Raw genomic sequence first — 14,294 nt, forward strand, 5'->3', positions numbered from 1 at the left:
CTAGCCCCTCGGCCAGAACAAATTCCCCAAAAAGGCGGAACCGGACTTTTCGGGTGAATTCTTATCTGTCTGTCCGAGTCTGAACAGTCGGTTCCGCTTTTCTTGTTGTCCAGTTCCATCGCCCAACTCCTCGGCCAGAACGGCTCCGTCTGTAAAGGCAAAAAGCGCCTTTTCAGCCGGATCCTTATCTGTCTGCCTGCGCTAAACGGGCGATTCCGCTTTTCTTTGTTCCACGGAAGTAATTTCTTTAGTCTTCTGACCGAGGAAAGGGTATACTACATAAGGTAACACTATATGATTTACAAATAGACACTGTTTTGCCGATGAGATAGAATTGTACAAGAATGAACTCATTATATTATAATGATTGATACTAAAGTCATGGAGGTGTATGACAGTTGGCGAAAAAAGAAGAGAAAATCGTCCCCCTCCTACCTCTTAGAGGATTGTTAGTGTACCCGACAATGGTACTTCACCTTGATGTAGGACGCGAAAAATCCGTACAGGCGCTTGAGAAAGCGATGATGGATGATCATATAATCTTTTTAACAACTCAACGTGATATTTCAATTGATGAACCAACCGAAGAAGATATCTTTACAGTAGGAACATTGACGAAAATTAAACAAATGCTGAAGCTTCCTAACGGAACTATCCGAGTTCTCGTAGAAGGCATGCAGCGCGGGAAAATCACTAAATATGTAGATGAAGGTGACTATTTTGCAGTCGGTGCTGCTTCCTTAGAAGAAAGCACAGAAAAAGACGCAGAAGATGAAGCGCTTATGAGAACGCTGCTCGATCACTTTGATCAATACATAAAGCTGTCAAAAAAAATATCCGGCGAAACCTTTTCAACTGTAACAGATATTAATGAGCCAGGCAGAATGGCCGACATTGTCGCATCTCATCTGCCGCTTAAATTGAAAGAAAAACAGGAAGTTCTCGAAACACTGGATATTAAAGAGCGGCTAAACCGTGTCATTGAAATCATTCATAATGAAAAAGAAGTGCTTCAGCTTGAAAAGAAAATCGGCCAGCGTGTGAAACGGTCAATGGAGCGGACGCAAAAGGAATACTATCTCCGCGAACAAATGAAGGCGATTCAAAAAGAGCTTGGCGATAAAGAAGGCAAAACGGGTGAAGTGGATATTCTGAACGAGAAGATTGAAAAGGCCGGCATGCCGGACCATATCAAACTTACTGCTTTAAAAGAGCTGGAACGATATGAAAAGGTTCCTTCGACCTCAGCCGAGAGTTCTGTTGTCCGCAATTATCTCGAATGGCTTATCTCATTGCCTTGGTCTAATGCAACAGTTGACCGTCTTGATTTAAAACGTGCAGAAACGATTTTGGACGAGGATCACTACGGGCTTGAAAAAGTAAAAGACCGTGTTCTTGAATACTTGGCCGTCCAAAAACTGACAAACTCGCTAAAAGGACCGATTTTATGCTTATCAGGGCCTCCGGGAGTAGGGAAAACATCCCTTGCCCGTTCAGTTGCTAAGTCTTTAGACCGGAATTTCGTGCGCATTTCACTCGGAGGAGTACGGGATGAATCTGAAATCCGCGGTCACCGCCGGACGTATGTCGGTGCAATGCCGGGACGCATTATTCAGGGCATGAAAAAAGCGGGTACCATTAACCCTGTTTTTTTACTTGATGAAATTGATAAAATGTCCAATGATTTCAGAGGAGATCCTTCATCAGCCTTGCTCGAGGTTCTAGATCCGGAACAAAATCATACGTTCAGCGATCATTACATTGAAGAGACCTATGATTTATCTAAAGTCATGTTTATCGCTACGGCAAATAACCTGTCAACCATACCTGGCCCATTGCGTGACCGAATGGAGATTATCACGATTGCAGGCTATACAGAAATTGAAAAAATTCATATAGCCAAGGATCATCTGCTGTCTAAGCTGTTAAAAGATCATGGTTTGAAAAAGTCTAATTTGCAAATCCGTGAGTCAGCTATACAAAATATCATTCGCTATCATACCCGTGAAGCAGGAGTCAGAAGTCTTGAAAGACAGCTTGCAGCGATTTGCCGAAAAGCAGCCAAGCAAATTGTTGCTGAGGAACGCAAAAAAATTATCGTAACAGACAAAAATCTTGCTGATTATTTAGGAAAGAACAAGTTCCGTTACGGTCAGGCTGAGCTGGAAGATCAAATTGGAGTTGCAACCGGCCTTGCTTATACAACTGTAGGCGGAGACACGCTCTCAATTGAAGTATCGTTATCACCTGGAAAAGGCAAGCTGATTTTAACCGGAAAGCTTGGCGATGTCATGAAAGAATCTGCACAGGCAGCATTCAGCTTTATCCGCTCACGCGCAAAAGAGCTGAATATTGCTGAGAATTTTCATGAATTGCATGATATTCATATTCATGTTCCAGAAGGTGCAGTTCCAAAGGATGGCCCTTCAGCAGGAATTACAATGGCAACAGCGCTGATTTCAGCTTTGACCGGAAGACCGGTCAGAAAAGAAGTCGGCATGACCGGAGAAATTACATTAAGAGGAAGAGTTCTGCCAATCGGCGGATTAAAAGAAAAAACGCTGAGTGCACACCGGGCAGGATTAACAAAGATCATTATGCCAAAGGACAATGAAAAAGATATTGAAGATATCCCTGAAAGTGTCCGCAATGATTTAACATTTGTGCCTGTATCACACCTTGATGAAGTGCTGCAGCATGCGTTAGTAGGAGAGAATGAATGAAAGTAACAAGTTCCGAGATTGTCATCAGTGCAGTAAAGCCCGAGCAGTATCCAGATCTGGAATTGCCGGAAATTGCTCTTGCAGGACGATCAAACGTAGGAAAATCATCGTTTATCAATAAATTGCTGAACCGGAAAAACCTGGCGCGGACGTCATCCAAGCCAGGTAAAACCCAAACCTTAAATTTTTATATCATTAATGAAGTGCTTCATTTTGTCGATGTGCCGGGTTATGGCTACGCAAAAGTTTCAAAATCGGAGCGGGATGCATGGGGAAAAATGATTGAAACGTATTTCACAAATCGCAGACAGCTTTGTGCGGCTGTTTTACTAGTTGACCTGCGCCATGCGCCTTCAAAAGATGATGTGATGATGTACGAGTTTCTTAAACACTATGATATCCCGACAATCGTAGTTGCCACTAAAGCCGATAAAATTCCTAAAGGCAAATGGCAGAAACATATGAAGGTTGTCAGAGAAACACTGAACAAGGATCCAGATGATCCGCTAATTTGCTTCTCCTCTGAAACCGGACAGGGCAAAGTAGAAGCCTGGTCTGCAATTGAGCATTATACGAATTTAAAGAAATAAGATGGAACCAGCCTGGGGGCTGTTGATCATTTAATTAGTAATTTCTAAAACCTGTGCAGGATATTATTATGCACAGGTTTTTTTATTGGGGAATTCTTAATTGAGATGGTTTTATCGATAGGTCAGCTCCTTGTTTATTTGGGTTCATGATCATCCTCCGCGTCTTTCTTTTGCTCCTCCTTCAACCACTTAAGCCATTCAGGATGCTGTTGATGGGGGCTTTCATTGAAGACGTCTACTGCATCCCGTTCCTCTTGGTGTGAAAGAATATCATGAATATCATTTCCATCACCCAGGATGTTGCCGAATCCTTGATTATGCTTGCTGCTGCTTGTGAAGTTAGTCGGGAAGTTATTGCCGAAGTTTACAGCAGAAGCCGCTTCAACAGCGCCGATATGGATATCACCGATGCTGAAAGCTGAAGAGAAGGTGTGATTCTTATCAGGATGATGGGAGCTTTTTTTAATTCCGCTGAATTTATAAGGAATGTACTTTCCATTGATCCGAATAGTAATATCTTCTTGACTAGGACCCCTTTTAGATTTTTGAGAAGTCCTTGTAAGAAACGTATTTCCTATATTCATCGTTCCGCTTAACTGCTTAACATCCACATTTTTTAAACGATAGGACAGCTCACGAATGTTCATCGTTTCAACACGATCTATATGAAAGGTTTGGTTAGCCGGGTGAGCGTTAACCTTTTCCTCTAATGCATCAAGCCTCTTTTCAATTCTATTAAGCAATTTTAGTAATGTATTATCTTCCAGTGTCATACCGTTTCATCCCTTTTGCACGTTCCGCCCAACTGAAACATATAATGAAAGGCGGATCGAATATTTGAATTGAGGGAGGAAATATGAGAATAAACCATCATTCCTCAGAAATCAGCTTTACTGATCTTAACGTGCATGAAGTTGCAGATAATGCGGGTATTTTTATTGGAAGAAACCGGCAGATTAATTGGAATACCTCGATCGGCAGCCTTCACTCCGGCTTCGGCACCGTTTCAGGCAATAACAACGAAATTGCTAATAATACACATCTTGTACTGCATGATCATTTAAAAAAATCACCTGAACAGGTGCTTCAGCAAATCATGAAGGGAAAAGAAGCCACTTAATGCTGGTCTTTATCATCATCATCAGCTTTCTTATCCTGAGTTTCTGCCACTGTGATATTATGATGAATTTTATTGGAATTTCCTCTTATTCTTCCAAATCCTTCATGCATTCTCGATTTATTGGTCCATTTATATTGAAAGTTCTCGCCATAAAATAAACCAGAGCTATTTTGAATCTGATTTACATGAACCGATTGAAAATAAATTTTCGCCATCATGCAGCCCCTCTCTCAGGCTTGTCCCTGGACGATCTTTTTCCTTACTTAGATATATATAGAAACTCCTGTTGAAGTATGCCCTTAATAAAAAGAAACCATCCGGCTAAGATGGTTTCTTAATTAATTTTGATTGACAGGCTGATCATTCGAACCTTGATTCTGCGAGAAATCTGAATCCATCACATCGTTATCATGCACGAAATTTGCATTGTGAATGGATACATTATCCGAACCGATGATTTTACCGAATCCCGCATTGCTCTTCATACCGACGGTCCAGTCATATTGAGTATTTGTTCCTGTGAACACACCTGAATTGGCAGATAGTGAAGTTATATTGATATTGGTAAATTGAATGGTTAAATTTTTCATATCATTCATCTAAATCTGTGATACTGGCTGGGGATTAATATTTTCCGGCTGGGAAATCGCCATATCGAATAAATCCTGATCATTTATAATATTTGTGCATCCAATGGCACATGAATTAACGTAATTACCGTTCCCGGAATTAAATTTCCCCTGGGCATTCCAATCCGGCTGGCTGTTCTGCCCTGAAGAAATGATTGAATTCGCAGACATGCTCACCACATTAATCTGATTAAAAACGACGGATACTGGCACAATTCAATCCTCCATTTCTTCTGCAATTTTACCTTATTATATGTTTGCGGTAAGGTTAGTGTGAATTCTTGTGTTATTTCTGATCACATTCGGAGATTCATATACGGGAAGATTGCTATTTCTTTTACCTATCCAAAAAGATGGAAAAAGATTATTCACAGATCGGCAGAAAAATAAAAGGGTGAAAATTGCTGATTAATCAAGAAAAAACAGTCAAAAGGGAAAGGAGCTGATTCTCCTTTCCCTTTATCAACAGCTGCAAATTATATGGAGATTGTTCAATATCTCCGGACTAAACGGACAATTCCGCTTTTTTACATAAGTTACTTCTTTTTCAGAAACAATAAGTAAAAACCTCCAAGAATTAGCAGGACAGGCCAAAATTTCTGGGCAACCTGCACTCCCTGCTCAACCCATCCAAGGCCATTGATGATCGAGTCAAATGAGTGGAGAAAAACAGCGAGCAGGAGTAAAATAAATCCCTGTACAGACCCGGTCTTTGTTTTAGCTGAACGGAGGATTATGCCAAGCCCGATGATAAAGGTAATGGCAGGTGCATGCTCCGGCCAGTTTGGGAACTGTCCGATGCAAAGGAAATGGACTCCAAGGCCGGCAAGAAGGATGCCTGGAAGAATAGCATTATCATCCTGATCAAAATGGCCGCCGATCAGAAATGCCAGTCCAAACAGAATTAAGAGTGTCTGCCATGACTGCTGCTGATCAAACAGCTGAATCTGAAAGGTTTCCAGCGCGTAGTAAAAACCAATCGCCAGCAGGGCATAGGCAGAGAAATTTGTCGATTTTTTCATTGATTTTCACCTCTAAATAGAACGATTTCCTTGATTGTAAGCACTTTTTTTGGTATTGTTCAAGGTGGACGAATATGTAACAGCTTTTGCTTTTAAATAGTATCATACCATAGACAAACAAGCTTTCAAGAACTGTTCACATTTAAAAAAAGAGAAAAATGCAGGTCATGGTATAATGGTAATAGTATTCTTGTATGTGGGGTGTATAGGATCATGCATATTTTAGTTGTAGGCTTAAATTATAAAACTGCCCCTGTCGAAATCCGTGAAAAATTAACATTTAATCCAAATGAGCTTGGAGATGCAATGAAAGCTTTGAAAGGCAAGAAAAGCATCTTGGAGAATATCATTGTTTCGACTTGTAATCGGACAGAAATTTATACTGTTGTGGACCAGCTTCATACTGGCCGTTATTATATTAAAGCATTTTTAGCAGAGTGGTTTGGAATCGACAAAGATTCTTTTTCACCCTTTTTAACGATGTATGAAAATGATGGAGCAATCGATCATTTATTCAGCGTTTCATGCGGACTTGATTCTATGGTGCTTGGTGAAACCCAGATCCTTGGACAAGTCCGGTCAAGCTTCATGCTTGGACAAACGGAAGACACAATTGGTACGGTCTTTCAGCATCTGTTTAAACAAGCCATCACACTTGCCAAAAAAGCACACTCAGAGACAGATATTGGCGCAAATGCCGTTTCTGTCAGCTATGCTGCTGTAGAGCTTGCAAAGAAAATCTTTGGAGATTTATCATCCAAGCATGTTCTTATTCTCGGGGCAGGCAAAATGGGAGAGCTTGCTGTGCAGAATCTGCATGGAAGCGGAGTGCGCAAAGTGACAGTCATCAACCGCACATTTGAAAAAGCAGAGCTTCTGGCTAAAAAATTCAGCGGCAGCGCAAAAAGCATGAATGAACTTCAATGTGCACTTGTTGAAGCTGATATCCTGATCAGTTCTACAGGCTCTAAAGAATTTGTTATTACGAAGGAAATCATGGCAGGGGTCGAAAAAATGAGAAAGGGCAAACCGCTGTTTATGGTGGATATTGCTGTTCCCCGTGATCTTGATCCTGCACTTGATGAGCTTGAAAGTGTCTTTTTATATGATATTGATGATCTGCAGGGAATTGTGGATGCAAATCTTCAAGAAAGACAAAAGGCAGCCGAAGAGATTGGAATTATGGTTGAAGGTGAGATCGTTGCCTTTAAACAGTGGCTCAGCACACTTGGTGTTGTTCCTGTCATTTCCGCTCTTCGTCAAAAAGCACTTGGTATTCAGGCTGAGACAATGCAAAGCCTTGAACGGAAGATGCCAAATCTTACAGAACGTGAATTAAAACTTTTAAACAAGCATACGAAAAGCATCATCAATCAAATGCTCCGTGATCCAATATTAAAAGTGAAAGAATTGTCTGCAGCACCTGATGCAGATCACACGCTGGATCTTTTCATGAAAATCTTTGATATTGAAGAAGCGGTAGAAGAGCAAAAAAGACAAGAAAACTCAATTTCTTTAAGCAGCTCAAAAGCACCGATTGAGCAAGCAAAAGCTTCACTTCAATCGTAAGTGAGAGGAATTTGATTTATGCCAGAGATGAGTTTAACAAGAATCAATGAATTAATTATTATTATCTATGCGTTTAGTGTTCTCTTTTTTTTCATAGATTTTATTCATAACAACCGGAAGGCAAACAAGATTGCTTTCTGGTTGCTTTCTATTGTTTGGCTGCTGCAAACAATTTTTTTGTTTTATCAAATGTTTACAACCGGAAGATTTCCAATCTTGAATATTTCTGAAGGCTTGTATTTTTATTCGTGGGTGCTTGTTACGCTGTCAGTTGTATTAAACCGCTTTCTAAGAGTGGACTTTATTATCTTTTTTACAAACGTCTTAGGGTTTATTATGCTATCAATTCATACATTTGCTCCTTCTCAGTATGAATCGGCAGCTGTTTCAGGTCAGCTGATCTCTGAACTGCTGTTTATCCACATTACGATGGCCATTCTCTCATATGGGGCATTCACGCTGTCATTCGTTTTTTCCCTGCTTTACTTGATTCAATTCAATCTGCTGAAAAAGAAAAAATGGGGAAAGCAATTACTCCGAATCGATGATTTGGCAAAGCTTGATCATATGTCATATGTATTAAATGTCATTGGAGTACCAATGCTGTTATTAAGCTTAATTCTAGGAGTTATTTGGGCCTATTTGAAACTTCCAAACTTTCACTGGTACGATGCAAAAGTGCTTGGATCCTTTATGATGCTCCTCGTTTATAGTTTTTATTTATACAGCCGCATTGTGAAAGAGTGGCAGGGCAAGCAGGTTGCTTACTTAAATGCAGCATCCTTTTTAATTCTATTAATTAATTTCTTCTTATTTGGAAGTTTGTCCCGGTTTCATATATGGGATTCATAATAAATGCACCATACATCAGGTTGAAAGTTGGAGGTACTCATTATGCGCAAAATAATAGTAGGTTCTAGACGAAGCAAATTGGCATTAACCCAAACGAACTGGGTGATTGATCAGTTAAAAAACATAGGGCTGCCTTTTGAGTTTGAAGTGCGTGAAATTGTGACAAAAGGCGATCAGATATTAGATGTGACACTTTCAAAAGTAGGCGGAAAAGGTCTTTTTGTCAAAGAAATTGAGCAGGCCATGCTTGACGGCGAAATTGATATGGCTGTACATAGTATGAAAGACATGCCCGCTGTGTTGCCTGAAGGACTGACAATCGGCTGCATTCCTTTCCGCGAAGATCCGAGAGATGCATTCATTTCAAAAAATCATGTGAAGCTTTCTGAGCTTCCGGAAGGCGCGATTGTTGGAACGAGCAGTTTAAGAAGAAGCGCGCAGCTGCTTGCGATGAGGCCGGACCTTGAGATTAAGTGGATTCGGGGAAATATCGATACACGTCTTGCGAAGCTGCAGCATGAAGAATATGATGCTATTATTTTAGCTGCAGCAGGTCTTGCAAGAATGGGATGGAGTCAGGATGTTGTAACTGAATTCCTGGATGCAAATGATTGTGTCCCGGCAGTTGGACAAGGTGCACTTTCTATTGAATGCAGAGAAGATGATCACGAGCTGCTTGAACTCTTGTCTCATTTTACGGATGAAGCAACGAGTCTCGCGGTTCAGGCTGAGAGAACATTCCTTCATGTTATGGAAGGCGGTTGTCAGGTTCCGATTGCCGGCTATGCTACAGTTGCTTTTGATAACGAAATCTCCCTGACTGCTTTAATTGCCTCACCTGACGGAAAAGAGATCTATAAAGAAAGAATCGTTGGGAAAGATCCGGAGGCGATCGGCAGGGAAGTATCAGACCGCCTGATCAAACAAGGGGCCAAAGATTTGATTGACCGGGTGAAAGAGGAGCTTGATCTATAATGACTCCTGATCTCTCCGGTAAGAAAATTTTAATTACAAGAGAGCATACACAGGCGACCACATTTGCCGAAAAAATTAAAAACGCCGGCGGAGTTCCCATTGTAACTCCGCTTATCCGTTTTGAAAAGGCAAAGAATGAAAAGCAAATTCATGAGATTATCGACAGCATCAGATCAAACGACTGCCTAGTTTTTACAAGCACAAATGGGGTTGCTTCCTTTTTTGACTTCCTGTCAGAACATAATATACATAAAACTCAATTATCAGAGTGCATCTTTGCCGCAGTCGGCAGAAAAACAAAGAAATTGATAGAAGACAAAGGCTTCCCGGTCACCATCATTCCAAAAGAATATGTGGCAGAGCGATTAGCAGAGGAAATTTCAGCAAAGACCAATACCACTCAGCATATTTTCCTGTTCAGGGGAAACCTCGCCCGGGAAATCTTAATCAAAAAGCTTACAGATAAGGGCTTCTCCGTGACAGATGCCAAGCTGTATGAAACAATACATAATGTAGAAGATGGACAAAAAATCGAGCATTTGCTGAAGCAAAATGAGCTGGATTATATCACATTTACAAGTTCTTCAACCGTAGATGCTTTTATGAAAGTCATGAAAAACATGGATCTGAATTCGCTGCTTTCTGGTGTTACTTTGGTAAGCATCGGGCCCATTACTCACCAGACCCTGTCCAATTACGGATTTAATGGGATTGTTTGTGAAACGTACACAATCGATGCCATGATTAATAGAATGAAAACTCATATTCAATCTGAAAGGAAATGAATAACTATGGATCTTCAATTTACTAGACACCGCAGACTCCGCACCACCAGCAGCATGAGATCAATTGTACGTGAAACTCACCTTCATGCAGAAGACTTCATTTATCCAATCTTTGTAGTAGAGGGAGAAAAGAAGAGAAATGAAGTAAAATCAATGCCTGGCGTTGAACAGATTTCACTTGATTATTTGAATGCAGAAATGCAGGAAGTATCTGATCTGGGCATTAAATCGGTTATCGTGTTTGGTGTTCCAGATGAAAAGGACGAGGTAGGTTCACAAGCTTATCATGACCACGGGATTGTTCAGAGAGCGATTACTCAAATTAAAGAAAACTTCCCTGATCTCGTTGTCATTGCCGATACTTGTTTATGCCAATTTACAGACCACGGACATTGCGGCATTGTTAAAGAAGGCAAAATATTAAATGACCCTACACTGGATCTGCTTGCACGGACAGCCGTCAGCCAGGCAAAAGCAGGAGCTGACATTATTGCACCATCCAACATGATGGACGGATTTGTAGCAGCAATCCGCCGCGGATTAGACGAAGCGGGTTTTGAAGATGTGCCGGTTATGTCATATGGCATCAAGTACTCAAGCGCGTTTTACGGTCCATTCCGAGATGCTGCACACAGCACACCGCAATTTGGCGACCGCAAAACGTATCAAATGGATCCTGCTAACCGCATGGAAGCTTTAAGAGAAGCAGAATCGGATTTATTGGAAGGCGCAGATTTTCTAATTGTGAAGCCTGCTTTATCTTATCTTGATATCATCCGTGATGTGAAAAACAACTTCAATGTACCGATTGTCGCTTATAACGTAAGCGGGGAATATGCCATGATCAAAGCGGCTGCACAAAATGGCTGGGTTGATGAAAAAGCGATCGTGATGGAAATGATGATCAGCATGAAACGTGCAGGTGTTGATATGATTTTGACGTATCATGCAAAGGATGCTGCACGCTGGCTTAAAGAACAACACTAATCGTAAGGGAGAATTCTTATGCGCAATTATGAAAAATCAAAGCAGGCCTTTAAAGAAGCGCAGGATTTAATGCCAGGCGGTGTAAACAGCCCGGTGCGCGCATTTAAATCGGTTGCAATGGATCCTATCTTCATGGAACGCGGTAAAGGCTCCAAGATTTATGATATCGATGGAAATGAATATATCGATTATGTTTTATCATGGGGACCGCTTATTTTAGGTCATACAAATGATGAAGTGGTTGAAGCAATCAAAAAGGTGACGGAATCAGGTACAAGCTTCGGTGCACCCACATTAATCGAAAATGAACTTGCAAAGCTTGTGATTGACCGTGTCCCTTCAATTGAAGTGATTCGCATGGTAAGCTCAGGAACAGAAGCAACAATGAGTGCATTGCGCCTTGCCCGGGGGTTTACCGGCCGAAACAAAATTCTCAAATTTGAAGGCTGCTACCATGGACATGGTGACTCATTATTAATCAAAGCAGGATCTGGTGTTGCAACACTAGGTCTGCCGGACAGCCCAGGGGTGCCTGAGGGGATTGCGAAAAACACGATCACGGTTCCTTACAATGATATGGAAAGCGTAAAGTACGCATTTGAACAATACGGAGACGATATTGCGGGTGTGATTGTAGAACCAGTTGCAGGAAATATGGGAGTGGTGCCGCCGCTTGAAGGATTCCTTGAAAACCTCAGAGAAATTACCGCTCAATACGGCTCATTGCTTATCTTTGATGAAGTAATGACAGGTTTCCGTGTTGATTATGGCTGTGCGCAAGACTACTTTGGTGTAACACCTGATATTACATGCCTCGGAAAAGTTATTGGCGGAGGATTGCCTGTTGGAGCTTACGGCGGGCGTGCAGACATTATGAAGCAGATTGCTCCAAGCGGACCGATTTATCAGGCTGGTACCTTATCCGGAAATCCGCTTGCTATGACTGCAGGGTATGCAACTCTAAAACAGCTGACTCCGGATTCTTATAAAGAATTCGGCCGTAAAGCCGATATCCTCGAAGAAGGCTTAACGGCTGCAGCGAAAAAGCATGATATTCCGATTACATTTAACAGAGCCGGCTCAATGATAGGCTTCTTCTTTACAAATGAAAAAGTAACAAACTTTGAGACAGCCAAAACATCTAATTTAGACTTTTTCTCAAAATTCTACCGTGAAATGGCAAATGAAGGTGTCTTCCTTCCGCCTTCTCAATTTGAAGGTCTATTCTTATCTACAGCCCATACAGATGAAGATTTGAATAAAACCATTGCTGCGGCTGAAAAAGCTTTTTCTAAATTAAAATAAGCATTTGAAAACCCCTGCAGAAAATGTGCAGGGGTTTGTTTTTATTTTTTCTAATAACCGGATTTCCTGCTCAGCCACTTGCTTAAAAAAATAATTGAGAGACCAATTACGGCGACAGCAGCCATAAGCCAGTCAGAGACAATATTGAACCATAATGGAATCTGCAGTAAAAAAATTAAACCAATGATGATGAAAAATAAGGGTTTCATAGAATCTCCTGTGTTTTTCTTCTAGTATAGCAGGAATCCCATTAAATAAAAAAGAGAGCCGGCTTAGGCCAGGCTCTCTTTTATGTACATTAATAATGGCGGGAATCGTCCTTCGCTTTTCCTACACCTTCTTGGATGTTGCCTTTAAGCTTATCTTTTTTGCCTTCACGCTGCATGTTCGGATTGTCTGTTGCATTGCCGACCTGGTCTTTCACTTCACCTTTGGCCTGGTTTACCTTGCCTTTTACTTTGTCGCTTAAACCTTGATCTTTTGACATTGCAGATCACTCCTTTTTGTATGTTACATTCTATATTCCCGGTCAGGGGATAGTTGAAACACTGAATTTAATATACTAAAAAGCCCTATTGAATGAAGTCTAATTCTAAAAATCACTCATAATCTTTGAATCTGGAACATAAACCTTTAATGTCATAGCTATTTGGTTAGGCCATTGAAAGGAGGAGTTCAAGTTGTCACAGGATCAACAATCATCATTACGGTTTTCTGTTGAAGAATCCGTTTGGTTTCAAAAGGGACAGGAAGTAGGTGAGCTGTTATCCATCTCATTAGATCCAGACATCACCATCCAGGAATTTGACCAGTACATCTCCATTCGGGGTGCACTGCAGTTAACGGGTGAGTACAAAATAGATGAGGATTATAACGAAGAGGAATTTGAATATGCCAATCTCCGGTTCGTAAGCAGTGTTGAAACCCGGGAGGAAGACGGCATTTCGCAGCTTGTGCACCGATTTCCTGTGGATATTACGATCCCAAGAAACAGAATTGGAAATTTAGAAGAAGTCTATGTGACGATTGAATCGTTTGACTATGATCTATCTGAAAGCAGAAATCTGAAGCTTGTTGCAGATTTAGAAATAAGCGGAATCGCAAGTCAGGATTCTTTTGAAGAAGTTCAGGAAGAGGAAGAAGAAGAGAAAACATATAACCACTCAGCTGAAGAAGAGCTTGAGCCTTTGTACCGTTCGTCTCAGGCTTTGCTCTATGAAGAGGAGACTCAGGAAGCGTATTCAGAAAGCTATGATGCCGTACTTGCTGAAAACACTCCTGAAAAAGAAGAGTTTTATCAGCCTTTTGATGTAGAGGTCAGAAAGCAGGCAATAGAAGAAGAAATTGTACAGCCTGAAATTCATTATAATGCGGGAAGGCCAGCTGAAGATGAGGTCGAAGAGATTTACTCAGCGCCGTCTAAAAAAAGTCCAAAAAGCCGAAAAGAAGAAGTGAAAAAGCAGGAGCAGCCGAAGGAGAACGAAAACTCTCTTTATTTAACAAAGCTTTTTGGCAGAGAAGACGAAGAAGAGTTTTCAAAACTGAAAATCTGCATTGTTCAGCAGGGTGATTCAATTGACAGCATATGCGACCGTTATAATATCACGGTCCAGCAGCTGCACAGGGTAAACCAGATTAGCTCAACGGCAGATGTGCATGAAGGGCAGACATTATATATTCCGGTTTATGCAAACACGCATTAAGATGGACAGAACAGCTTGGGGAGGAGTATTCCTC

17 protein-coding genes are annotated in these 14,294 nt (G+C 41.1%); 10 read left to right on the top strand and 7 right to left on the bottom strand.

Going from position 1 to position 14,294, the window contains the following annotated elements; translation table 11 throughout:
* The first annotated feature begins 398 nt into the window (after positions 1 to 398).
* Positions 399 to 2,723, top strand: a complete 2,325-nt coding sequence (lon, locus tag E2R53_RS00590) for an endopeptidase La (protein WP_133309951.1) — start codon at positions 399 to 401, stop codon at positions 2,721 to 2,723.
* Positions 2,720 to 3,313, top strand: coding sequence for a ribosome biogenesis GTP-binding protein YihA/YsxC (gene yihA, locus E2R53_RS00595; RefSeq protein ID WP_133309952.1), 594 nt, complete (start codon positions 2,720 to 2,722; stop codon positions 3,311 to 3,313). The genes lon and yihA overlap by 4 nt, the downstream gene beginning before the upstream one ends.
* A gap of 134 nt (positions 3,314 to 3,447) precedes the next feature.
* On the opposite strand, the gene E2R53_RS00600 is transcribed toward yihA, so the two are convergent.
* Positions 3,448 to 4,086 (bottom strand): hypothetical protein, encoded by a 639-nt coding sequence (locus tag E2R53_RS00600; protein ID WP_133309953.1) that lies wholly within the window; start codon positions 4,084 to 4,086, stop codon positions 3,448 to 3,450.
* Positions 4,087 to 4,169: 83 nt separating this feature from the next.
* On the opposite strand from E2R53_RS00600, the gene E2R53_RS00605 reads away from it, so the two are divergent.
* Positions 4,170 to 4,433: a hypothetical protein gene (locus E2R53_RS00605; protein WP_206197341.1), complete on the top strand. Its 264-nt coding sequence runs from the start codon at positions 4,170 to 4,172 to the stop codon at positions 4,431 to 4,433.
* Here the strand turns inward: E2R53_RS00605 and E2R53_RS00610 are convergent.
* From E2R53_RS00610 to E2R53_RS00625, 4 genes are all read right to left on the bottom strand, one after another.
* Entirely contained in the window at positions 4,430 to 4,651 is a 222-nt protein-coding gene (locus tag E2R53_RS00610; protein ID WP_286166029.1) for a hypothetical protein, read from the bottom strand. The two genes, E2R53_RS00605 and E2R53_RS00610, sit on opposite strands and share 4 nt — an antisense overlap.
* A 120-nt stretch (positions 4,652 to 4,771) precedes the next feature.
* Positions 4,772 to 5,023 (bottom strand): hypothetical protein, encoded by a 252-nt coding sequence (locus E2R53_RS00615; RefSeq protein ID WP_133309954.1) that lies wholly within the window; start codon positions 5,021 to 5,023, stop codon positions 4,772 to 4,774.
* 9 nt (positions 5,024 to 5,032) lie between these two features.
* Positions 5,033 to 5,275 (bottom strand): hypothetical protein, encoded by a 243-nt coding sequence (locus E2R53_RS00620; protein ID WP_133309955.1) that lies wholly within the window; start codon positions 5,273 to 5,275, stop codon positions 5,033 to 5,035.
* Between the two features lie 323 nt (positions 5,276 to 5,598).
* A complete protein-coding gene (locus E2R53_RS00625) occupies positions 5,599 to 6,084 on the bottom strand; it encodes a LiaF transmembrane domain-containing protein (RefSeq protein ID WP_133309956.1) in 486 nt (161 codons plus the stop codon).
* A gap of 213 nt (positions 6,085 to 6,297) precedes the next feature.
* Here E2R53_RS00625 and hemA point away from each other — a divergent pair, with 213 nt between their 5' ends.
* Genes hemA through hemL form a run of 6 tightly spaced genes read left to right on the top strand, consistent with a single transcriptional unit; the run spans position 6,298 to position 12,557 of the window.
* The gene (gene hemA, locus E2R53_RS00630) at positions 6,298 to 7,653 is read left to right on the top strand and encodes a glutamyl-tRNA reductase (RefSeq protein ID WP_133309957.1); all 1,356 of its coding nucleotides are present in this window, start codon (positions 6,298 to 6,300) and stop codon (positions 7,651 to 7,653) included.
* 18 nt (positions 7,654 to 7,671) lie between these two features.
* Entirely contained in the window at positions 7,672 to 8,505 is an 834-nt protein-coding gene (locus tag E2R53_RS00635) for a cytochrome C assembly family protein (RefSeq protein ID WP_070876414.1), read from the top strand.
* Between the two features lie 42 nt (positions 8,506 to 8,547).
* The gene (hemC, locus tag E2R53_RS00640; protein WP_133309958.1) at positions 8,548 to 9,480 is read left to right on the top strand and encodes a hydroxymethylbilane synthase; all 933 of its coding nucleotides are present in this window, start codon (positions 8,548 to 8,550) and stop codon (positions 9,478 to 9,480) included.
* Positions 9,480 to 10,265, top strand: a complete 786-nt coding sequence (locus E2R53_RS00645) for a uroporphyrinogen-III synthase (RefSeq protein ID WP_133309959.1) — start codon at positions 9,480 to 9,482, stop codon at positions 10,263 to 10,265. The genes hemC and E2R53_RS00645 overlap by 1 nt, the downstream gene beginning before the upstream one ends.
* A 6-nt stretch (positions 10,266 to 10,271) precedes the next feature.
* Positions 10,272 to 11,252, top strand: coding sequence for a porphobilinogen synthase (hemB, locus tag E2R53_RS00650; protein WP_133309960.1), 981 nt, complete (start codon positions 10,272 to 10,274; stop codon positions 11,250 to 11,252).
* Between the two features lie 18 nt (positions 11,253 to 11,270).
* Positions 11,271 to 12,557: a glutamate-1-semialdehyde 2,1-aminomutase gene (gene hemL, locus E2R53_RS00655; protein WP_133309961.1), complete on the top strand. Its 1,287-nt coding sequence runs from the start codon at positions 11,271 to 11,273 to the stop codon at positions 12,555 to 12,557.
* Between the two features lie 50 nt (positions 12,558 to 12,607).
* Here hemL and E2R53_RS23000 read toward each other — a convergent pair whose 3' ends face one another.
* Both E2R53_RS23000 and E2R53_RS00660 read right to left on the bottom strand, forming a co-directional pair.
* On the bottom strand, positions 12,608 to 12,766 hold the full coding sequence (locus tag E2R53_RS23000; protein WP_165970840.1) for a hypothetical protein: 159 nt from the start codon (positions 12,764 to 12,766) through the stop codon (positions 12,608 to 12,610).
* Between the two features lie 89 nt (positions 12,767 to 12,855).
* On the bottom strand, positions 12,856 to 13,044 hold the full coding sequence (locus E2R53_RS00660; RefSeq protein WP_133309962.1) for a CsbD family protein: 189 nt from the start codon (positions 13,042 to 13,044) through the stop codon (positions 12,856 to 12,858).
* Between the two features lie 193 nt (positions 13,045 to 13,237).
* On the opposite strand from E2R53_RS00660, the gene spoVID reads away from it, so the two are divergent.
* Positions 13,238 to 14,260 (top strand): stage VI sporulation protein D, encoded by a 1,023-nt coding sequence (spoVID, locus tag E2R53_RS00665; protein ID WP_133309963.1) that lies wholly within the window; start codon positions 13,238 to 13,240, stop codon positions 14,258 to 14,260.
* The last annotated feature ends 34 nt before the right edge of the window (positions 14,261 to 14,294 follow it).

It is taken from the genome of Peribacillus frigoritolerans, assembly GCF_004358755.1.
GTDB lineage: Bacteria > Bacillota > Bacilli > Bacillales > Bacillaceae > Bacillus_P.